At 41.5% G+C, this 21,366-nt stretch carries 19 protein-coding genes and 1 tRNA gene; 18 read left to right on the top strand and 2 right to left on the bottom strand.

Features of this window, described 5'->3' with window-relative positions; translation table 11 throughout:
* The first annotated feature begins 14 nt into the window (after nucleotides 1–14).
* The 4 genes from T344_RS0125760 (at nucleotide 15) to T344_RS0125745 (ending at nucleotide 4,026) form a co-directional block, all read left to right on the top strand.
* The gene (locus T344_RS0125760) at nucleotides 15–1,715 is read left to right on the top strand and encodes a PHB depolymerase family esterase (protein ID WP_027631090.1); all 1,701 of its coding nucleotides are present in this window, start codon (nucleotides 15–17) and stop codon (nucleotides 1,713–1,715) included.
* 48 nt (nucleotides 1,716–1,763) lie between these two features.
* Nucleotides 1,764–2,921 (top strand): alpha/beta hydrolase-fold protein, encoded by a 1,158-nt coding sequence (locus T344_RS29350; RefSeq protein WP_051572287.1) that lies wholly within the window; start codon nucleotides 1,764–1,766, stop codon nucleotides 2,919–2,921.
* Between the two features lie 12 nt (nucleotides 2,922–2,933).
* Complete coding sequence (locus tag T344_RS29345; protein WP_051572284.1) at nucleotides 2,934–3,788, top strand: alpha/beta hydrolase; 855 nt, start codon at nucleotides 2,934–2,936, stop codon at nucleotides 3,786–3,788.
* Between the two features lie 162 nt (nucleotides 3,789–3,950).
* A tRNA-Thr gene (locus tag T344_RS0125745) sits at nucleotides 3,951–4,026 on the top strand.
* A 329-nt stretch (nucleotides 4,027–4,355) separates the two neighbouring features.
* Here the strand turns inward: T344_RS0125745 and T344_RS0125740 are convergent.
* Nucleotides 4,356–4,988, bottom strand: coding sequence for a hypothetical protein (locus T344_RS0125740; RefSeq protein ID WP_027631089.1), 633 nt, complete (start codon nucleotides 4,986–4,988; stop codon nucleotides 4,356–4,358).
* Nucleotides 4,989–5,201: 213 nt separating this feature from the next.
* Here T344_RS0125740 and T344_RS0125735 point away from each other — a divergent pair, with 213 nt between their 5' ends.
* The 9 genes from T344_RS0125735 (at nucleotide 5,202) to T344_RS30640 (ending at nucleotide 14,005) form a co-directional block, all read left to right on the top strand.
* Nucleotides 5,202–5,642, top strand: a complete 441-nt coding sequence (locus T344_RS0125735) for a hypothetical protein (protein WP_027631088.1) — start codon at nucleotides 5,202–5,204, stop codon at nucleotides 5,640–5,642.
* A 690-nt stretch (nucleotides 5,643–6,332) separates the two neighbouring features.
* The gene (locus T344_RS0125730) at nucleotides 6,333–6,515 is read left to right on the top strand and encodes a hypothetical protein (RefSeq protein ID WP_027631087.1); all 183 of its coding nucleotides are present in this window, start codon (nucleotides 6,333–6,335) and stop codon (nucleotides 6,513–6,515) included.
* 272 nt (nucleotides 6,516–6,787) lie between these two features.
* On the top strand, nucleotides 6,788–7,849 hold the full coding sequence (locus tag T344_RS0125725) for an HD-GYP domain-containing protein (protein ID WP_027631086.1): 1,062 nt from the start codon (nucleotides 6,788–6,790) through the stop codon (nucleotides 7,847–7,849).
* Between the two features lie 154 nt (nucleotides 7,850–8,003).
* Entirely contained in the window at nucleotides 8,004–8,663 is a 660-nt protein-coding gene (locus T344_RS29335) for a hypothetical protein (RefSeq protein WP_154669477.1), read from the top strand.
* A 204-nt stretch (nucleotides 8,664–8,867) separates the two neighbouring features.
* Nucleotides 8,868–11,210 (top strand): transcription termination factor Rho, encoded by a 2,343-nt coding sequence (rho, locus tag T344_RS0125715; RefSeq protein WP_027631085.1) that lies wholly within the window; start codon nucleotides 8,868–8,870, stop codon nucleotides 11,208–11,210.
* A gap of 189 nt (nucleotides 11,211–11,399) precedes the next feature.
* Nucleotides 11,400–11,609, top strand: a complete 210-nt coding sequence (gene rpmE / locus T344_RS0125710; RefSeq protein WP_004628621.1) for a 50S ribosomal protein L31 — start codon at nucleotides 11,400–11,402, stop codon at nucleotides 11,607–11,609.
* A gap of 182 nt (nucleotides 11,610–11,791) precedes the next feature.
* Nucleotides 11,792–12,727 carry a DUF1385 domain-containing protein gene (locus T344_RS0125705; protein ID WP_027631084.1) on the top strand — a complete coding sequence of 312 codons (936 nt, stop codon included), beginning with the start codon at nucleotides 11,792–11,794 and terminating at the stop codon, nucleotides 12,725–12,727.
* Between the two features lie 64 nt (nucleotides 12,728–12,791).
* Nucleotides 12,792–13,694 (top strand): peptide chain release factor N(5)-glutamine methyltransferase, encoded by a 903-nt coding sequence (prmC, locus tag T344_RS0125700; protein WP_051572282.1) that lies wholly within the window; start codon nucleotides 12,792–12,794, stop codon nucleotides 13,692–13,694.
* Nucleotides 13,695–13,849: 155 nt separating this feature from the next.
* On the top strand, nucleotides 13,850–14,005 hold the full coding sequence (locus T344_RS30640) for an RNA polymerase sigma factor (RefSeq protein WP_340140772.1): 156 nt from the start codon (nucleotides 13,850–13,852) through the stop codon (nucleotides 14,003–14,005).
* 476 nt (nucleotides 14,006–14,481) lie between these two features.
* On the opposite strand, the gene ytvI is transcribed toward T344_RS30640, so the two are convergent.
* Nucleotides 14,482–15,543 (bottom strand): sporulation integral membrane protein YtvI, encoded by a 1,062-nt coding sequence (ytvI, locus tag T344_RS0125695; RefSeq protein WP_027631082.1) that lies wholly within the window; start codon nucleotides 15,541–15,543, stop codon nucleotides 14,482–14,484.
* A 583-nt stretch (nucleotides 15,544–16,126) separates the two neighbouring features.
* Here ytvI and T344_RS0125690 point away from each other — a divergent pair.
* The 5 genes from T344_RS0125690 (at nucleotide 16,127) to T344_RS0125670 (ending at nucleotide 21,069) form a co-directional block, all read left to right on the top strand.
* Nucleotides 16,127–18,112, top strand: coding sequence for an NADH-quinone oxidoreductase subunit 5 family protein (locus T344_RS0125690; protein WP_027631081.1), 1,986 nt, complete (start codon nucleotides 16,127–16,129; stop codon nucleotides 18,110–18,112).
* Nucleotides 18,109–18,963, top strand: a complete 855-nt coding sequence (locus tag T344_RS0125685; protein WP_004628578.1) for a respiratory chain complex I subunit 1 family protein — start codon at nucleotides 18,109–18,111, stop codon at nucleotides 18,961–18,963. The genes T344_RS0125690 and T344_RS0125685 overlap by 4 nt, the downstream gene beginning before the upstream one ends.
* A gap of 97 nt (nucleotides 18,964–19,060) precedes the next feature.
* Nucleotides 19,061–19,510, top strand: a complete 450-nt coding sequence (locus T344_RS0125680; RefSeq protein ID WP_004628553.1) for an NADH-quinone oxidoreductase subunit B family protein — start codon at nucleotides 19,061–19,063, stop codon at nucleotides 19,508–19,510.
* 99 nt (nucleotides 19,511–19,609) lie between these two features.
* A complete protein-coding gene (locus tag T344_RS0125675; RefSeq protein WP_027631080.1) occupies nucleotides 19,610–19,990 on the top strand; it encodes an NADH-quinone oxidoreductase subunit C in 381 nt (126 codons plus the stop codon).
* Complete coding sequence (locus T344_RS0125670) at nucleotides 19,990–21,069, top strand: hydrogenase large subunit (RefSeq protein WP_027631079.1); 1,080 nt, start codon at nucleotides 19,990–19,992, stop codon at nucleotides 21,067–21,069. Before T344_RS0125675 ends, T344_RS0125670 begins: the two co-directional genes overlap by 1 nt.
* Nucleotides 21,070–21,366 lie beyond the last annotated feature (297 nt).

Genomic DNA, 21,366 nt, shown 5'->3' with positions numbered 1-21,366 from the left:
GGAGGGTTTTTTAGATGTCTTTATTTCATAAGGTATTGGGTGATACGGGAAGAGAACTGTACCTATACTATCCCGGTGAGCAAAACCGCACACCGTTTAAGAGGTGTAGCATAACATTCCTTTTGGATAAATGCCGCGGGACAGATGTAAAGGAGTTGCTGGACGGGTGCGGTCTTGCCGGGTTTGCCGATAAAAACGGCATTATACTGTCTTTTCCTGTTCCGGGCAGGTGCGGCTGGAATTACAAAATGGAGGCAGGAAAGGAAGAGGACGTATGGGCGTTTCAACGGTTTCAGGACGCCATGGCTAAGCCGGACAGCCTGCCCCTTGAGACAGATGCAATAGGAATACCGACATTTGAAGCTATGATGGGCACATGGCATCCTATGAATGATACAAAATACCTGGTAGGAACCGGTACGGGGGCTTCCATGGCATATACGCTCGCTGCGTGCTGCCCTGACAATATAGCGGCAGTGCTGGCGGTGGGCGGCGAGCTGGATGCGGCGGCACTGGAAAAGGCGGTATATTCGCCAATACCGGTTAGTATTGTAAGGGGAGGGAAGATGGCGGCGGATTATTTTATAAAGGCCAACAATGCTGAGAAAACCGAGGAAAACAGCAGCAGAACCGTTTATAAAAGCAGGGCAAATCCGCTGCAGTGCGTTGTACTGGACCATACGGACAGTGAACTGGACAGCGGGCTTATTATGAAGGTGTGGGACAGGATGTTCTCAAAGGTAAGGCGTCCGAACACCGGAGCGCACGGTGACTGCGAACCGCGTATGGATTTCGAAAGGTCAGGCTTCGAATATTTCATAGAGGATGTGCGCATTGATGGTACACCGCACACATGGTTTACGCATGTGCCGCCCCGGGCGGGGAAGAAACCGGAGAAAAAGCTTCCTCTGCTGATGTTCTTTCACGGCGGTTCGGACAATCCTGCTGAAGCGGCCGAGATGAGCAAGTTCCATCAGCTTGGTGAAAGGGAGGGCTTTATAACGGTATACCCATGGGGTACAAACAGGTGCTCATGGAACAGTGAAATGGTGCCGGAGCTTGAGGATGATGCGGGTTTTGCCGCCGCTCTTATAAAATATATGACGGAGAATTATCCGGTTGATCCGGGAAGGGTATATCTGTCCGGCTTCTCAAACGGAGCGGCTTTTGCACAGTCTGTAGCGCTTGCTAACCCCAGGCTTGTTGCCGGAATTTGCCCCATTGACTCAAACTGGCCGGGAGAACGGCTCGGTGCAAGCAAGGTTGATTGGCGCGACATCATACCTTTTGCCAATGGTATGAAAAAGAAGGAGGAGTACGACTACCGAATTCCGGTGTGGTACATATACGGTTCGCGCGAGCCTTCATATCCTGTCTACAACGGCTGTACCCAGCAGCATCAGTATGATTTCTGGAAAATGTACAACAACATTGAAATAAAGCCCACTCCGGAAAGGGAAAACCCGGACCCGACGGGCTGCGGAGTAAAGGGCGACAGGAGTGAGCTGCTTGTGCCGTCCGTGCGGCATCCGCATCACCAGTACGATGTACAGCGCTTTTATTCAAGGGATGAGCAGCCGTTAAACCTCTACAATTTTGTTATCATGCGTGAGAAGGGACACGATATTGCTCAGATGGATGCCGAATTGGGATGGAATTTTGTAAAACAGTTCAGGAGAAATTGTGACGGCAGTCTCGGATTTATCCAAGAATAACGGGGATATAATTTAGCTGCCCCAAAAATGACTGAAAGGAGATTTTTTATGGCGTACAAATTCAGTGATAATGAGGCTCTTCATACCGATGCATTGTTTTTTGATGCGGTAAATCTTAAAATGCGATTATTTACGGATAGCCAGGGCAATACCGGACCGAGGCATGTCCGGGAATTTCCGGGTGTAAGAATAGAAGACAACGGAGACGTTAAGTTCTGCATTTATGCACCGAAGGCTAAGGAAGTTGCGGTGGCCGGATTTCCGGGTTCGGCTATGACCGATGCCAGGCATTATATGACCAGAGACTCCGAGGGCTATTGGCATGTGACGGTCAGCGGAATTCCGGCCGGCTACCACTACCATGAATATTTTGTAGACGGTAACTGCGTAATAAATCCGCAGGCTCCTGTGGGATATGGTGCGCATAAGGCGGTGAATTTTTTTGATATCCCGGAGGAGAGGGATTTTTACGCGCTGAAGGATGTTCCACACGGCACGCTGCGCGTAGAGCATTTTTATTCGTCGGTGACAGGCAGGTGCAGGGATTGTTGGGTATATACGCCGCCGGGATACGATGAGGAGACCGGTAAAACTTATCCTGTGCTGTATTTGCAGCACGGAGGGGGAGAGACCGAGACGGGTTGGGTATGGCAGGGAAAGGTCAATTATATTATTGATAACCTGCTTGCCGAAAAAAAGTGCTGCGAAATGATAGTTGTAATGAACTGTCTATATTGCGTTAACGATAAAAAAGATGAAGAGTTCCTTTCCGGGGATTTTGATTCCATGCTTATAAAGGATTGCATCCCGTTTATTGAAAAGAAATTCAGAGTTCGTGACGGAAACGGGAACAGAGCTATGGCCGGCCTTTCAATGGGAAGCTACCAGACCACTATGACGGCTATGCGCCACCTTGGCTATTTCCCGTATATCGGTATATTTAGCGGTACGCTTGAAAGGCGGTGGTACTGCGATTTTGATTACTATAAGAATTTTGAGGATCCTGAAGCGTTCAATGAGAAGGTAAAGCTGTTCTTTTTCGGATACGGTGAACAGGAAGACAGGATAGTCGCCGGCCTTAAGAATGATTTTGAAAGGTTCGGCAGAACCGGGATTAAATATACGGTATTTACCTGTCCCGGTTACCACGAATGGACTGTGTGGAGAAAATGCATGGAGAGCTTTGCCGGACTTTTATTCAAGTAAAGGAGAGATATTATGGCGGTAATGAGATACAATTTTCTGTCGGAGGCGCTGAGCCTCTGTGTGGATATAACGATAACATATCCTGCCGGTTTGTTCACCTACAGCGGCGACCCGTCAAAAAAGGAGATGGCGGAGCGGCAAAAAGAAAGGATACCGTATGGGAAGGGCATGAAATTTCAGACGGTATATGTCCTCCACGGCGGAAGTGACGACGATACTATGCCGCTGAGGTATACAAATCTGGAAAGATATGCCGAAAGAAATTGTGTTATGACCGTTACGGCCCAGGTCAAGGACAGCTTTTATATGGATACTGCCTACGGCTACAGGTATTTCACATTTATGACGGAAGAGCTTCCCACTGTGGTAAGATCGCTTTTTGCATCGTCCCCGGCAAGGGAGGACAATTTTGTGCTCGGCTTCGCTATGGGTGGAAACGGTGCACTTGCTCTTGCGATGAGAAGGCCTGATCTTTATTCGGCTGTCGTAGACCTGTCCGGAGGTATCGGCTGCAGCACGGATACCGAGTATTTTTTTGAACAAATGGAAAAGCTAAAGCTGCCGAGATTGCAAAGTACATTCGGGAATTTGGAAAAATTCAGGGGGAGCGAATACGATCTGGGATATTACGCAAAAAGGAATATTGAAGAAAAGGCCGATATGCCCAAGCTGTTCCTGGCTGTCGGGGAAAACGACTTCATAAGGGATGTGGTCCGGAGGGACAGGGACGCGCTCAGGACTCTCAGATACGATTTTCTATATGAAGAGGCTCCGGGATTGGGCCATGATTGGGACTTCTGGGACAGGTATTTTGCGAAGGCCCTTGATGAGTGGCTTCCGCTGAAGCGCCGACCTGTATGGGAGTAGGCTGGAGATGTTTGTTTTTACTCAACATCAATCAATTTTGTGGTTGACAGCTACATAAATCTCATGTTATTATATACAGGCAGTTGAGCAAATTATTTGCTCAATAGGTGATAAGACTTGCGTGTTCAGATGGTCAAATGCAGTAGAATAACATGATTTTATGCTGGTGTAGCTCAGCAGGTAGAGCAGCTGACTTGTAATCAGCAGGTCGGGGGTTCAATTCCGTCCGCCAGCTCCAAGACGCTTGCATTTTCTGCGGAAAATGCAGGTGTCTTTTTTATTTATAAAAAAGACACGAAGCGTCTTACGGGAGAGACCAGTCTCCCCGTAGTCCCCACTGGCCTCCCGGCGGGGATAAAAGAAAATGAAGGAATTGAACCCGAAAGGGCACGAGCCGTAGGAAAATGTGCTGAATTTGGAATTATTCAACTATAAATTAGGGCTTTACCCGTTAGATTGCGCCCAGCATGGGCGCACAAAAAGAAGAAGCAATACCTTAAGTAAGGTACTGCTTCTTCTTTTTAACTCACGGAATATCATTCAAATTATTTTAAACTTAATGTCATCCTAATATGCAGCAGATACTCCCCATTCATGATATAATGTTCTATCAAATGTATAATTGACTCCAAATCCACCTATAGATGCAGTTAAAGTAACGTGCCCATTATCTTTTGCCCATAATGTACGGCTTGAGTCTAATGTACCTTCAGTAGAGATATCAACCGTCCAAGTCCAGCCACTAAAACTTGCGCCATATATGTATGAGGTATGACTCTTTATGGCACCAAAATTTGTAGGATTTACATCTACTACAACCTTTTGTCGTATCGTTCCAAGAGCATAAATATTATCAAGCATAACACCATGATCATATGAACATATTTTATTTGTACCTGCATTTACACTTGAAGTTCTGACTGCATCTGAAGTTGTGACAGGAGCTTTAAATTGAGCGTCAAATTCTTCTAAAGCTTTTTCAAACTCCTCAAAGCTGTCATATTTCAAAGGTGTGTCTGCGTTATCTACTATTTCTATTTTTGCACCATTCTTTTGGGCAAACGCTTCAAGCTTCTTTACTATTTCAGCTTTTTTTAATTCTTTACTATCTTTATTTACATTATTAGCTGCGAAAGCTCCCGTACACATTGAAATTGCTAAAACTAATGACAAAATTGCTGAAAAATTTTTTACTACCATTTATTACCATTTAAATTCTCCTTTACATTTTATTGGTATAATATGCATATTAATACTAATAATTACATAATTTGTAATATATGTCAATAGCAATGAGATGCTTAATTAGGGGTTTAATATAAATTTAATGATTTGAAACGCTGGATCACTCTGTGGAAATATAATTTATTTGTGGTACAATATGACATAATATAAATTATAAGGAGAGATATTATGAAGTTGACTAACATAGTTTATTTAATTTTATTTACCATTTTAAACACAATTATAGCGATAATTTATAATATTGATATTTTCTTTTCACAAAAAAATACTACGATTCTTAATTTTATTTTTTCAGTTACCTTTTTTATATTTTGGTTTATGTTTAGTTTATACATGGGAACAAAAAAACAAAATACATATACAAAATTTATTTTTGTGTATTGGGGCATAAATATTATATCAAATATTCTGATTTGGTTGTTTTCATTAGCCAAAGCTAATTTAGTATTTCTTTTTCCACTCTATCTTTGGTATTGTAGCCCGGCTTATGGTTTTAGTTATTTGTTAGGTACGGGTACAAAATTAATTCTATTAACATCACCTTTAGGTTTAATATTTAGTGGATTAGGATATTTAACTGGCTTGAGGCTATTAAAAAGCAATTCATAATGACAGAAGTATGTTATTCTAAATAAGCAATGTCCCTTTGGGTGTTGACGAGAGGGGCATAGAAAATTAGATATATAACGAGTTATAAGGAGATTGTAATTTTTATTTTTTACCACTTTTTTGGAGTATTTTAGAAAGGTAAATCGGCTCTCAGGGTCAAAAATTGTATAAAAACAGGATTGGATTTTCAGAATATACCACATAACTCATATTATGTGGTATTTGTGAAGTCTTTTCCTTCCATATATCTACTACATTACACCATATACTTACGAATAGTTTAGCGATTTGGTTTGTTTTGCAATCTTACCCTGCATATATATGCCTTATATAGTTACTGTTCGTCACACCAGAAGTTTGCCGCCAGTTTCCTTCCTTAGATTCAACATAACAACGGACACCTTGTTTTTGGCTATGTGCTTGGTGCTAAAAGTGCAACTACCTTATGTAAATTTATAAAGGATTCACAAAACCAAAACAGATATCAAAGAATCGTCATAATTCCTAATTTGAAAAGTATATTTGAAAAGTATAAATGTAAAATAAGCATTTGAGACAGTATTACAATTAGTCCATTTACTTGTGAAGGAAAATGTAATATATTTACTTAAAGGTAAAGTCTTAAATTTAAAGATTTTTCAGATAAACAAATGGAGATGGAAACAAAGAAATAAGAAATGAGGGTTCAATATGAAGGATTACCGAGTAATGTTGTTTGGGATTGCGCTTATTTTATTTGGAATAGCCTGTAAGGTAATGCTGATTGGATTTGTAGAAGGGGGTTTCCTTTTATTTATGGGCAGGGTAACACCGTTCGTAGGTATTTTTGTTACAGCGGCCGGCTTGTTTACAACAGATAGTAAATCACAATAATAACGGATGGTAGATGGCATATGTGTATGCAATTAGAAAAAAATAAAAACAACCTGGCGAGTATATCAATATGTGGGTTGTTTTTATTTTTTCATAATAATACAAAAAAATTTTATACAAAATAACTATTCCCAAGGTTATGTCAATTAATATATAATAGAAATCGTTTTTCTTTTTAGGTACGGTTGAAATGCTTGACAGCCGCTAATGCAGCACGACAGAGTGTTAAAACAACATAACGGTTTAATTTTTCTTAAATCATGGGGGTATAAGTGAGGTATTTAGCAATTAATCTCGTACAGGAAGGTATGAGGTTAGGGAAAACCATTTTTAACGAGCAGGGCGTTGTACTGATCAATGCAAATACGGAATTGACAAGAGCAGCTATCGACAGACTTGAACTACTGGGCTACAAGGGATTACTAATAGAAGATGAATTTTCAGAGGGTATAGAATATCAGGAAAACTTTGTTTCCAACGAGGTAAGATTTTCTCTGGCCAAGAAATTGAACAATGCTCTTACTCTGAAAAGTGATAAAAAAACTCTAAGTAATGAAATAGACAATCTGCAGTCAATGATTTCCGAGCTGGTGGACGATATGCTCTCAAAGAGAGAGCTGAACCTGAATCTCCTGGAATTAAAAATGTTTGACAATTATACATATTTTCATTCCGTGAACGTAGCAATAATTGCGCTGGCAATAGCATACCATTTGAAACTGAACAAGGCGGATATGCTGACAGTGGGTACTGCTGCGCTATTTCATGACATCGGAAAACTATTTATCGGAACGGAGATATTGAATAAACCCGGTAAATTAACCGATGAAGAATTTGAAATAATGAAAACCCACAGTAAAAAAGGGTATGATGTGCTGTCGGGCGGAAATAATCTATCTTCAAAGATAACAGTATCCGTTTTATCACACCATGAGCATTATGACGGCTCGGGATATCCCAACGGATTGTCGGGAGAGAATATCATTCTTTTCGGAAGGATAATATGTATTGCCGACGTATACGATGCTTTGACATCCGACCGGTCATACCGCAAAGGCTGCTCGGTACTTGAAGCAATAGAATATGTCATGGCAAACAGCGGGACCTTGTTTGATCCGGAGCTGGTGAAAATATTTACTTCGAGGGTGTATCCATATCCTGTGGGAGCATCTGTTTTACTCAGCAATGGGGAGACAGGGCTGGTAATAGGCAATAGTGATGAAGTTTGCTTAAGGCCGACGCTTAAGATAATATCCGGGGAGGAACCCAGAATAGTGGACCTGATCAATGACAGTGAATACCGCTCGGTGGTAATAACGAAGCTGATACAATAACTGTTTGTTAAAATAAGATTTACATAATGCTTGGGAAAAGGAATTTTTTTATTTTTATAGAATATATTATATCAGCAGAGCAGATTTCATATACGGTTTGCATGATTTGCCGTTGTGAAACCGGCGCACACGTTTGTCAAGGAGTTCTTGAACAGTGAGGATGAGAGATATGCTGATAGATATGGATATAACAATTGCATATAAATGCTTCTCTTGCGGGACGTTTGATTTTGCTAAAATCAACCTTTTCAAACTTTTTTTGAGCGGAAATATAACTTCAGGCTGCAAATGCGGAAAGGCCCGGCTGGAGATAGAGAAATTAAGTAAAAACGAATACAGGCTGACGGTTCCGTGCATTGGCTGCGGTTCGGAGCATAAGCATATTATCAGCAGAGAAGCCCTGCTGGCGAATAATATAATTATTTATACATGCCAGATAACCGGTATAAAGAATTGTTTTATTGGCAAAGATGATTCTGTAAGAAAATTCATCGATAAATTTGAAAAAGAATTGGACGGAATTATTGACGGATTCGGTTATGACAGATGTTTTGAGAATACTCAGGTCATGTTTGATACACTTAACAGAATTCATGACATTGCCGAAAAAGGCAATTTACGGTGTGAGTGCGGAAGCGACGGAATTATTGTTTCGATGCTCAGAAGAGGAATTACTCTTAAATGCAATAAATGCTCAAGAACCAAATTCATACCTGCATCTACCAACAATGACCTGAAAAAGATACTTCAAAGAGATAAAATAATTTTATTCGCCAGGAAACCCAAATTAAATACAGGACAAAAATATAATTGATTAAGTTCGGAAATTATGACAGAATTGTGGGAAAATAACACTAAGATTGACATGTATTTACACATTTGATATAATGCTCTTTGTGGAATATTCAAAAATTCTCCTCTAGAAAAAGGAATTAAATAAAAAAGGTTTTTCTAAAGATTTTTTCGAATCAAATTTCCTATTTAATGTTCAATAAATGATTTTATAAGGTGGTGAACTATGGATCAGATTGATTTACAGTCAAAAACACTAGAAGATTTGCGTTATATTGCAAAAATGATGGGTGTAAAAAACATATCCAAGTTAAAAAAGAATGAATTATTGGATATATTGAAAAATTCTGATGAAGCAAATAAAGCTAATGATTCCAAAGCAGTTGAAAAGGCTGATTCCGGGAAAATAGTGCCTGACCGGAGCAAAAACGGCAGTAAAAGTGAAAACGAAGCCAGGGCTTCAGGTGAAAATAATACAACTGAGACTATAGGCGGGGAGAAAACTGAAGGTACTAAAAATAAAGCGAGCAAGAGTAAACCGGAAAATGCCGGCAAAACCGAAAATCTAAGCAGCCCGGAGAATACGCCTGTTCAAACCGGCAAAACCAGGAAAAGCGCTAAAACAGAAAAAAGTACTGATTCAAGTAAGGAAAAGGATATTCCTGTTATTAAGCAGGAAATACAGGAACCGGCAGCCCAGAAGGTTTCTTCAGACAAAAACGGCACAACTGAACCAAAAGCGGCTGAAGAAAGCAAGCATGTTGATGCCGAGACTTCTGTTTTGAGAAAATCCAAAAGAGGCAGACCAAGCAAGGCATTAAAAGATGCATCAGCTGAGCCGGAGACGGAAGAGAAAAAAACCTTACCCGAAGCATCTGAAAAAAAAGAGGAGACAGTTAATCCGGAGCCCAAACCGGGAAGATTATCGGAGAAACTGATACATCCTGTTAAAACTGTTGAAAATAAAAAGCCTGCTTCGGTAAAAACTTCTCCAGTAAATAATGATCAAAAAACAGAAAACGTGGAAGCTGAAAAGAAGCCTTCAATTCCCGTAAAGCATGTCCCAAGGCAAATAAAAGCCAATGCTTCTGTTGTGAATCAGGACAAACCTGCTCTGCCGCAGCCTCAGTCACAGAGATCAGTCAATCAATTGCCAAGACCGCAGCAGCACCAGCAGCAGAATAATATACAGCAACATAATAATAATGCACAGCAGCAGAATAATGCACAGCAGCAGTCTCAGGTACAGCAGCCCCAGGCATCACAGCAGCCGGCTGTGCAGCAGCAAAACCAGCCGGTTTCCCAACCGCCGCAGGTAAATGCTTCCAATGCTCAGGCAGCTATGCAAGTGCCGCAGCAGACAACTCAGCAAGTGCAGTCAGCTCCGGTGCCGCAGGCTATTCAAACTGCCCAGCCACAGCAGCAGTCAAATGAGAAAATTGAAGCTGACGATCCTGTCGAAGGCGTTCTGGAGGTATTGCCCGATGGCTATGGGTTCCTCAGAAGTGAAAACTATCTGTCAGGGCCAAGAGACATATACGTATCTCCTTCCCAGATCAGGCGGTTCGGCCTTAAAACGGGAGACAAGCTGAGAGGAAAAGGCAGGATTCCAAAGGAAGGGGAAAAATTCCAGGCATTACTCTATGTCCAGTCAATAAACGGTGATACACCTGATATTGCCTCCAAGAGAGTACCTTTTGAGTACCTGACGCCAATTTACCCTGACAGCAGAATAACTTTGGAAACTTCTCCAAGAGAATTCTCCACAAGACTAATAGATTTAATAGCACCTATTGGTAAAGGCCAGAGAGGAATGATAGTATCACCTCCGAAAGCCGGTAAAACCATTTTACTTAAAAAAATAGCCAACGCTATCACAGTAAATTATCCTGAAGTGGAACTTATTGTTTTACTGATAGATGAGCGTCCGGAAGAAGTAACCGATATGCAGCGTTCCATAAAGGGGGAGGTAATCTACTCTACTTTCGATGAAGTGCCCGAACACCATATCAAGGTTGCGGAAATGGTTCTGGAGAGGGCTCAGAGACTGGTTGAGCAGAAGAAGGATGTGGTAATACTTCTTGACAGCATCACAAGACTGGCAAGAGCCTATAACCTCACTATCCCGCCTACCGGAAGAACTTTGTCGGGAGGTTTGGACCCCGGTGCATTGCACAAGCCCAAGAGATTTTTCGGTGCTGCCAGAAATATTGAAAACGGCGGAAGCCTGACCATTATGGCTACTGCTCTCATTGAAACAGGTAGCAGGATGGACGATGTTATATTTGAAGAATTCAAGGGGACGGGTAACATGGAACTTCACCTTGACAGGAAGCTGTCTGAAAAGAGGATCTTCCCTGCTATTGACATTAATAAGTCGGGTACACGAAGAGAAGAATTGCTGCTTAGCCAGAAGGAACTCGAAAGTGTATATGCTGTCAGGAAAGCAATGAGCAACATGGGCACCGCAGAGGTGACAGAGATATTGATAAACAGGTTATTGCAGACTAAGACCAACGATGACTTTGTAAAGAGTATTAATATTTCCTTCCTTGATAAAAACCAATAATAACCGGTTGAAATTACCGCCTAAATGGAATAAATCGGATTGAGCAATAATCAAAAAGGGTATTGCGGTAAGTGCGTTTTTATGTTAAAATATCACTTGCCTCTTTAATACGCAACTTGGTACAATCTGTACGTTGAATATATAAAAATTGAGGACGTTTCAATTTTGTTTGAAAGAAGGTGAAAAGCAATGAAAGAAGGAATACATCCAGATTACTCGGAAGCAGTTGTTAAGTGCGCTTGCGGTGAGACTTTTACTACTGGTTCTACAAAAAAGTCCCTTCACGTTGAAATTTGTTCAAAGTGTCATCCTTTCTTCACAGGAAGGCAGAAGCTCATTGATACCGGTGGACGTGTTGATAAGTTTAAAAAGAAATATGGTATCGTTGATAACGCATAATATGAAAACATTAAAGGACTGGGAGCGAGTTTCCCAGTCTTTTGTTCATTTATGGGAATTTATAAAATAATTGACTTGCTTTAATAATTGCTTTAATATGAGCCTTAGTAGGATTGTTTATTGATAGAGAAATAATATTTGAAATTTATTATAGACAGGACAATATATTTGAGGAGGTTACAATGAAGAAGACAACTATTGGCGGACAGGCTTTGCTTGAAGGGTTATTGATGATCGGACCCGAATTCAGAGCCACAGCGATAAGAAAACCTGACGGTGAAATAGTAATCGATAAAAAACCGCAAAAGCCAAAAGGCAAACTTTCCAGGATTCCCATCGTCAGAGGAGCTGTCAACCTCTTTTCCCAGATGGTTATCGGGGTAAAAGCATTGATGTATTCGGCGGAATTTGTTGACCTTGAAGACGGGGACAAATATGAGCCGTCAAAGCTTGAAAAATGGCTGGATGAGAAGTTCGGAGATAAAATAGCCGATGTTGCCATTTATTTCTCTGTTGTAATATCTATCTTGTTCAGCGTCGGTCTTTTCATATTACTTCCGAATTTTATAGCAAACTTTATACCAATAAAAAGAGATTCGTCATCAGGTGTGGTCATACTCAACCTGATCGAGGGGGCAATAAGAGTAGGACTGTTTATTGGGTACCTTGCACTGGTTTCACTTCTCAAGGAGATGAGGAGAGTGTGGGAATATCATGGCGCCGAGCACAAAACCATTCACTGCTATGAGCATGATGACGAGCTTACAGTTGAGAATGTCAGAAAATACACCACAAAGCACCCACGCTGCGGTACTTCTTTATTCTTTACCATTATGATTATCAGTATATTGATATTTTCCTTTACGGGCTGGCACAATGTCTTTCTAAATGCGCTTATCAGAATACTGCTGGTGCCCGTCGTCGCCGGTGTTTCGCTTGAAGCCATAAAGTTTGCGGTGAAACATGACAACTGGATATTTAAAATTTTCAGTGCTCCCGGTCTTATGTTCCAGGCTTTTACAACCAGGGAGCCTGACGACAGCCAGATAGAAGTGGCTATCGCGGCTTTTAAGGAAGTTATTCCCGCCGAAAACGGAAGTGACGAGTGGGGAAAGTAAGTGTGAAAGCGAGTGAGAAAGTAAGAGAGAGGGTAAGCTAAAGAGTAAGCGAGCGTGTAATTATATGAAAACTATCAAGCAGTTTTTGCAGTATGCAGCAGAAACTTTAAAAAATGCTGGAATAGAAACCCCGGTTTTGGAAGCCGGGGTTATACTTTGCCATGTATTGAATTGCAATAGGACTTACCTGTACACACACGGTGACAGGGTACTTGAAACCGGTGAACTTGTGGAATTGGAGGCCCTCCTCCACAAGAGGTCGGAAAATGTGCCGCTGCAGTATCTTCTGGGTGAGGCCGAGTTTATGTCCTTGAGCTTTAAGGTTAGTCCTGCCGTGCTGATTCCGAGGCAGGATACCGAAATTCTGGTGGAAAAATGCATTGAGCTGATAAACGGGAACGGGTTCAATGGACTGACAGATGAATGTAGCCGGGGAAAAGCCTGCCATGCCCACGGAGCAAGGGTTTTGGACATGTGCACCGGATCGGGCTGTATAGCCGTGAGCATTGCACATTACTGTCCAGGCAGCAGGGTGGCAGCATGTGATATATCACAGGAGGCTCTGGAAATAGCCCGGATAAATTCGGTGCGGGCCGGAGTGGAGAAACAGCTGGAATTCCATTGCGGAGATCTGTTTGAGGCAGTTGACGGCCGGGAGAAGTTCCATATTATAGTCAGCAATCCCCCATATATTGAGACCGGAACGGTAAAAACCCTTGAAAGGCAGGTCCGTGATCACGAACCGTACATCGCCCTGGACGGCGGCGCAGACGGCCTTGATTTCTACAGAAAAATAATTTATGCTGCGCCCGGCTTTCTTTATGAGGATGGCTATCTGGTGCTGGAAATAGGCTATAACCAGGGTGAAAGTGTCGGCAGGCTCATGGAGAACAGCTTTGGAAGCGTTACCGTCTTGAAGGATCTGGGGGGAAACGATAGAGTTGTTTTGGGACGGTTAAAAAAATAGGAGACAAAGTCTCCTATTTTTTTATATCATTTTTTAAAATTTTATTATTAACCGGATAGCCATTTTTGTTACTATATATATGAGATCTCAAGGAGGTATACCGGTGTACCATCAGAAGGAATATTCAAAAGAGCTGGTAAACAGCATTTTGCAAAATTATATCCGATAAAATATTCGCTTTTGCCTTAAAGCGGACAATGAACAGTGAAGATGCCGAAGATTTATCCCAGGATATAGTGTATGAGATACTTCACTCATCACCATCATTGAGAAATCCGGAGGCTTTTCACGGCTGGCTTCTGTATGTTTAAGGAATGTTCAGGAGTAGTACAAGTAAGATAAGTGCTTCTCGCAGCACAATCCTTACAATTTAGTGCAGAAACGATACTGTTGTGTCTGAAGGATTAAATTAGCTCGTTTTGCCAGCAAAATAGGTTCTCAACTTTGCAGTTAAATGGGTTATGAATACCGGTACGCGAGTACAACTTCAAGCAATGGATGGCATGGTAAAAGTGCTTGCTGAAATTTGTAGGTGAAAAACAAGTATTTCAGTCGGCAAAGTGACAGGAGGTCACTTTGAGCAGCACGCGAGACCCGGATGGTCGAGTTGCTGCGACGGCAAGAAAATACTTGTTTTGAACCGTACTATTTCGAGCAAGTGCTTTGTGTGCCATCCATTGCTTGAAGTTAGTATGGGAGTACCGGTATAGCCTGCATACTTTTACTTTGATTAACCAACTGGCATAACGTATTAAATATTCGGCCTTCCAAACACAACCCTGAGTTTCTAGTCGTTCCACAGCTTCAAAGCGCCTGCGTCCTGCAGGTTTTTTACTATGATCATACTGATGGGCCCGATAAACATGCCGAGAATGCTGAAAAACTGCAGACCTATATACATGGCGAACAGTGTTACCAGCGGGTGAAGGCCTATCTGACTCCCTACTATCTTTGGTTCCATGATCTGCCTTATCAGTATTCCAAGGATATATATTATTGCCAGACCGAAAGCCAGGGGCATATTGCCGGTGAATACGTTCCACAGTATCCAGGGGAGCATGACCACTCCTGTTCCGACAATTGGAATGGCATCGGATAATGCCACTATTAAAGCCAGTAAAAAGGCATATTTCACATCCAGTATAAACAAACCCACACTTACTTCCACAAAGGTAAACCCCATGAGTATCAAAATTGCCCTGAAGTATCCCAGCAAGGCTTTGATGGTATCCTTTTTAATCCCCGTCATACGCTTTCTCCAGGAGAATGGCAGCTGCCTGTAAAAGAAAGAGGATATGGCCTTCCGGTCACTGCTGATGAAATAGGTTGCCAGTATGGTGACTATGGCAAACACTGTTAATTTCGGGATGGAGGATACTGTGCTGATGGCTGTTTGTATAATGGCTGTTATAAAATCAGTGATTTTTGTAGTTACGGATGAGAGGTTTGTGGTGACGGTGCCCGTTACTTCAACCGGGAGGGCATTATAAAAGTTGGTAAACTTAAACAGCAGCTTGTTCAATTTGTCAGATATGTCCACAGAATAGGAGTTAATATTATCCTGTAGAGCTATCAGCTCATTATAGACTTTAATAACCCCGAGGGTGATTACAAAAGCCAGCACTGACATTGTAAACAGCAGGGAAATACAGGCTGCGACTTTCCTGGAAATTTTAATTTTTTGCAAAAGCCGGATTACAGGCTCATTTATGTAGGAAACGATAAGTGCAATTACGAAAGGTGCAAAAAAAGGCAATAAATATTTGATTGAAACATATATGGAAGCGAAAATTAATACTATTAAAATTATTTTCTTAACCGTACCCTTGTATTTGTCCCAAAAATCCATAGTACCTCCAATTAATAAAAGTAGTTCATCCTCTGAAAACTGTTATTACTATTATATTACAAAATCATGCCGTTGAGTGTCAGCCAATATAACCAAAATTTACAGTAATATACTTCATATATTAGCCAAATGAGGCAGCAGAAATATTACTTTTATACCTGTATTATACAGCTGTTCACATTAAAAAAGCCATAACTGTTAATAATGGTGTAATCATTTCATATTCTGGGAGCATATAGTAATAAGTGTATACAATATTCAAATTTTTTATTTAAATCCCTTATAAATATAGGCTTTTTGCTTTCAATTTACTAAAATATATTGTAAAATGATAAACGGAAGACATTGTGAGAGTATGGCAGATTAAAGTCATAATTCACTATTTTATTCTAGATTAAAAGAGTTTGACTTAATGTCGGTTTCTCATTATCATTTATTAGGGAATGATTCTTAACTTATAATTTTCCCGTATCTGATTATATGACGTTGGGCTTTTATGAATTTTCATTATTTATTAAATGGATAGTGGCAATTCTTAAAAAAATATAAGGGGTTAAATAACATTTTGAAAGGAGAATTAGCTGTGGATTGGTATTTATTACTGGCAGCTATTCTGCTGCCTGCACTGAGTGCTGTGTTATGCTTTATAATTAGAAATCAGAAGTTGCGCATTGCAATAGTAAGCATTTCGACATTATTACTCTTTGCAGTAGCAGGCGGATTTATTGCACTTATGGTAGAATCTCCTGATGGGAAACTTGTATTCCAGATGGAGCACAGTGTACTTGAATTAGTCAGTTGGGTGATCAAGGGCTTTGACCTGTTGCTCTTCTGCTATATAGCGTACATCGGATTAAAGCATAAAAAGGCAATAGTATTTATTTTATCAGTATTACAATTTATACCTTGGGCATTATTTGAAATATTTGGAGTTTTCGGAAAGGTTAATGAACCTGAAGCGGCATTTGTAATTGATTACCTGTCATTAATAATGATAATGCTGGTATCAATCATCGGACCGATTATTACCGTATTTGCCATAGGCTATATGAAAGAACATGAGCATCACCTGCACTTGAAGGTATCAAGGCAGCCAAGATTTTTCATGATACTGTTCATTTTCTTAAGTGCCATGAACGCATTGGTAATGACCGACAACTTATCCTGGATGTACTTCTTCTGGGAGATAACAACGCTTTGCTCATTCCTGTTGATATCACATGACGGAACAGAAATAGCCGTTAAGAACGGTTTAAGAGCTTTGTGGATCAACTCGATTGGGGGTGTGGCATTCATTATTGCAATAGTTATTATGAATTCCAGCCTCAATACACTTTCCATACAGGAAATCTCGGCATCAGGAATGGAGGGGGCCCTTGCAGGAACTCTTCCGATTGCGCTTGCTCTGCTGTGTATAGCAGGTTTTACAAAGTCGGCACAGTTTCCGTTCCAGAGCTGGCTGCTGGGAGCCATGGTTGCACCTACTCCTGTATCGGCACTGCTGCACTCCAGTACAATGGTTAAGGCCGGTGTGTATCTGGTGGTAAGAATTTCACCCGCATTTGCAGGAACAATACTCGGACAGCTGGTTGCAATAGTGGGAGGCTTTACTTTCGTGGCAGCGTCGGCTATAGCAATAAGTCAGAGCAACGCCAAGAAGGTGCTTGCGTACTCGACAATCGCAAACCTCGGTTTGATCATTTGCTGTGCCGGTATCGGAACAAGAATATCTCTTGTTGCGGCAATACTTCTTATGATATTCCACGCTGTTTCAAAAGGACTGCTGTTCCTTTGCGTCGGTACTATTGAATTGGGTATTGGAAGCCGTGATATCGAAGATATGCAGGGATTGTTCAAGAGAATGCCGTTTACAACCGTAATAACCGTTATAGGGCAGATTTCAATGTTGCTGCCGCCTTTCGGTGTGCTTATTACAAAATGGATGGCTATAGAAACTGCTGTTCACCAGCCGCTGGTACTTCTGTTTATCATACTTGGAAGTGCTCTGACGGTTGTTTTCTGGGCTAAGTGGATAGGTATCATTTTGACCATGTCCTACAAGCCGAAGTTCCATATTGAAAAGCTGTCCTTTTCAATGAAGGCCGCACTTTCAGCCTTGATTGCGTTTGTTATGGCGGCAAGCATAGGCATTGCTCCATTGTACAATAATTTTGTCAAGCCGCAGATCCTGGCGTTTAAGATGGCCGACAGGGAAGAACTTGCGGGAACAGGTCTGGGAATCTGGCTCCATAAAGTGGATGCCGCAGTTTACGGCGGATTTGCTTCCATTATGTTCTTTGCTGTGATTCTGATCCTTATGGTTGCAATACCGATAATTTCAAACAGAATCAAGCCCAGCAGATTAAAGCCTCCGTATTTATGCGGTTCAAATGCTGACGAGGATTTAAGAGGTTTGGAATTCATCAGCCCTGGAGACAAGGTTGAAACGGTTGTGGTTAGAAACTATTACATGCAGTCCGTATTTGGTGAAAACAAGCTGACCTTCTGGGTTAATGCCGTTGCAGGTGCTGTAATTATTATAATGTTAGGGGTGGTGATTGGATTATGAGCATAAACAATTTAATTATTGCTGTTATTGCCATAATAGCCGCTCCAATAGTTGGTGGTTTATTAACCGGTATAGACAGAAAAATAACCGCAAGAATGCAGAATAGATTTGGTCCTCCGCTGCTGCAGCCCTTTTATGATTTCTTCAAGCTGCTGGGCAAGCAGGGTATAGCTGTAAACCAGACTCAAATGGTTTATGTAATGGGACATTTGTTCTTTGCTGTAGGTGCGTTGATAATGCTTGTTTTGAAACAGGACTTGCTGATGCTGATGTTTATCCTGGCATTCTCTGCTGTTTCATTGATAATGGGAGCCATGAGTGTCCGTTCACCTTACAGTAAGATCGGTGCACAGAGAGAAATAATGCAGATGATGGCTTACGAGCCTGTACTGCTTTTAATGGTTGTCGGTGTTTACAAGGCAACAGGCAGCTTTATGATTTCAGAAATATTCAACCATGGGGAGCCTTTGCTGTTCAGCCTGCCGCTGGTGTTTCTTGCCTTCCTGTATGTCCTGACCATCAAGCTGAGAAAGTCACCTTTTGACTTTTCAACTTCACACCATGGACACCAGGAACTTATAAAGGGTCTTACCACCGAGTTTTCCGGAACGCAGCTGGCTTTGATCGAGCTGACACACTGGTTTGATCTTGTACTTTTATTGGGATTAATTACTTTGTTTTTTGCTCAACCTATATGGGTAGGTATATTAATAGCATTAGCAAGTTACTTCTGTGAAATAGTTATAGATAATGTGAGCGCAAGAGTTACCTGGCAGTGGATGGTAAAAGTAACCTGGGTAGCCGGAATCGGCGCGGCGCTTGTTAATATAGTCTGGATGTACCTGATCTAGAGTGGATTCGACAATAAAATGCTGCAAATGAGCCAGTAATTGTCAGTGCTGTTTTCGAGAAAAGAATGGCTAACTAATTGTAAGAAAGGTGAATTGTATGGGTATAATAAGCAAGTCAAGGAAAAAATCACCCTGGGTAATACATTATGACTGTACAAGCTGCAATGGCTGTGATATTGAGGTTTTGGCCTGTCTCACACCTTTGTATGATGCTGAAAGATTGGGAATAATAAATGTAGGCAATCCCAAGCATGCAGATATTTTGCTTGTTACCGGTTCTGCAAATAAAAGAAATGCACATGTATTAAAAAATATATACAATCAAATGCCCGATCCAAAGGTAGTAGTTGCAATCGGCGCCTGTGCCTGTACGGGAGGAATTTTCAGGGAATGCTACAATGTAATGGGCGGAATTGAAAATGTTATTCCTGTAGACGTATTCGTTCCGGGCTGCTGCGCAAGACCTGAAGCTATTATTGACGGTATAGTCCAGGGTATAGGCAAATTGGATGAAAAGGCAGATGCAATGAAGGACGAAGGCAAATAGTAGCGGTCATGATAGCATTCGGGCTATTCCGGGATTGTTACTTCATATTAGTCCCTTTTGAGGCTCAAAGCCTGAAAGGACTCAGGAGGTTAGTAGAATATGATTGAAAATTTAGTGGAAATTACGAGTGACCAGTTACTTGGTGAAATAACCAAAGCCAAGGTAGAGGGCTACAGATTTGTTACTGCATCATGTGCAGATAATGGTGATGACACTATAGATGTTATTTATCATTTTGACAGGGACTACGGAATGAAAAATTTCAAGGTCACTGTTAAAAAAGGTGAAGAAGTCCCCAGTATTTCAAAAGTAATTTTCAGTGCAGTGCTGGTTGAAAATGAAATGAAGGAACTGTTCGGATTGAACATAACCGGCATAGTAATTGATTATGGCGGACATATGCTCTTATCCGAAGAAGAATTGGGATCACCATTCTTGAGGCAGCAAATAACTATCGAGCAAAGAGGGGGTAAACAATAATGAGTTCGACGGTAATACCTTTTGGACCGCAGCACCCTGTGCTTCCGGAACCCCTTCATATCAAGCTGGTTATGGAAGATGAAAATATAGTAGATGCAATACCTGCCATTGGATATGTGCATAGAGGTCTTGAAAAACTCACCGAAACCAAGGAATTTACACAAAATGTATTTGTGGTTGAAAGAGTCTGTGGAATATGCAGTGTCATGCATGCAATGGCATATTGTCAGGGCATTGAAGAGCTGATGAACATTGAGGTCCCCGACAGGGCAAAGTTCCTGAGGGTTATATGGGCAGAGCTCCACAGAATGCACAGTCACCTTTTGTGGCTGGGACTCCTGGCCGATGCCTTTGGTTTCGAAAGTCTTTTCATGCAGGTATGGAGAGACAGGGAAAAGGTAATGGATATCATGGAAGAAACCGCCGGTGCAAGAGTTGTTATATCAGCTAATACAATTGGCGGTACAAGACGTGACCTTACCAAGGAACAAATGGTAAAAATCAATGTGACAGTTGATGAGATAAAGCACGATATACAGCAGGTTGAAGCTGTGTTCCTGAACAACTACACTGTCAAACACAGACTGGTGGGAAGAGGAATCCTGTCCAAGGCCGATGCCATTGAATTATGTGCAGTGGGGCCAATGGCGAGAGCGGCAGGAATACCCATGGATTTAAGAACCACAGGCTATTCAGCTTATGGCCAGCTGGATTTCGAACCTGTAACACATTCCGACGGTGATAACTATGCCAGAACATACGTGAGGCTGCATGAAGTATACCAGTCAATAGATCTTATTAAGCAGGCTATAGCCAAGATACCCGATGGTGAACATGTTGCTCCTTTCAAGGGTAATCCTCCCAAAGGAGAGGTCATATCCAGGGTTGAACAGCCAAGAGGCGAAGTGTTGTACTATTTGAGGGCAAACGGGACCAAGAATCTTGAGAGATTGAGGCTCAGAACTCCTACTTTTCAAAATATACCTTCACTTATAAAAATGCTTCCCGGCAGCCAGCTGGCTGATGTGCCGCTGCTTATACTGACAATTGACCCATGTATATCCTGTACAGAAAGATAACACTTTTAAAGTGACAAGTGTGCCGAGGCATAAACTAATGTATTTGATGCGTGCGCGGATGTGGTGGTTGGAGCCGGCAGCACGTCTGACATGTGGATTGGAGGGTTAGCTTGAAAGACTTCACTTGCGTTCGTCTTCCAAAACTAACCTGTGAACTTATGGCCGTGCGAAATATTCAAAGTATTTTAGCAATACTTTGAAAGCGCACATGGCCAATTAACCTCCTTTATTCGCCACATTGCGATAAAGGATATAAGTTTTCATTACATTTTGTGGCCGCTATGCGGCTCATGGAGG

Source organism: Ruminiclostridium cellobioparum DSM 1351 = ATCC 15832 (assembly GCF_000621505.1).
GTDB classification, from domain to species: Bacteria; Bacillota; Clostridia; order Acetivibrionales; family DSM-1351; genus Ruminiclostridium; species Ruminiclostridium cellobioparum.
Note: the sequence above shows the minus strand (reverse complement) of the source record. Positions and strands in the feature narration are given on the sequence as shown.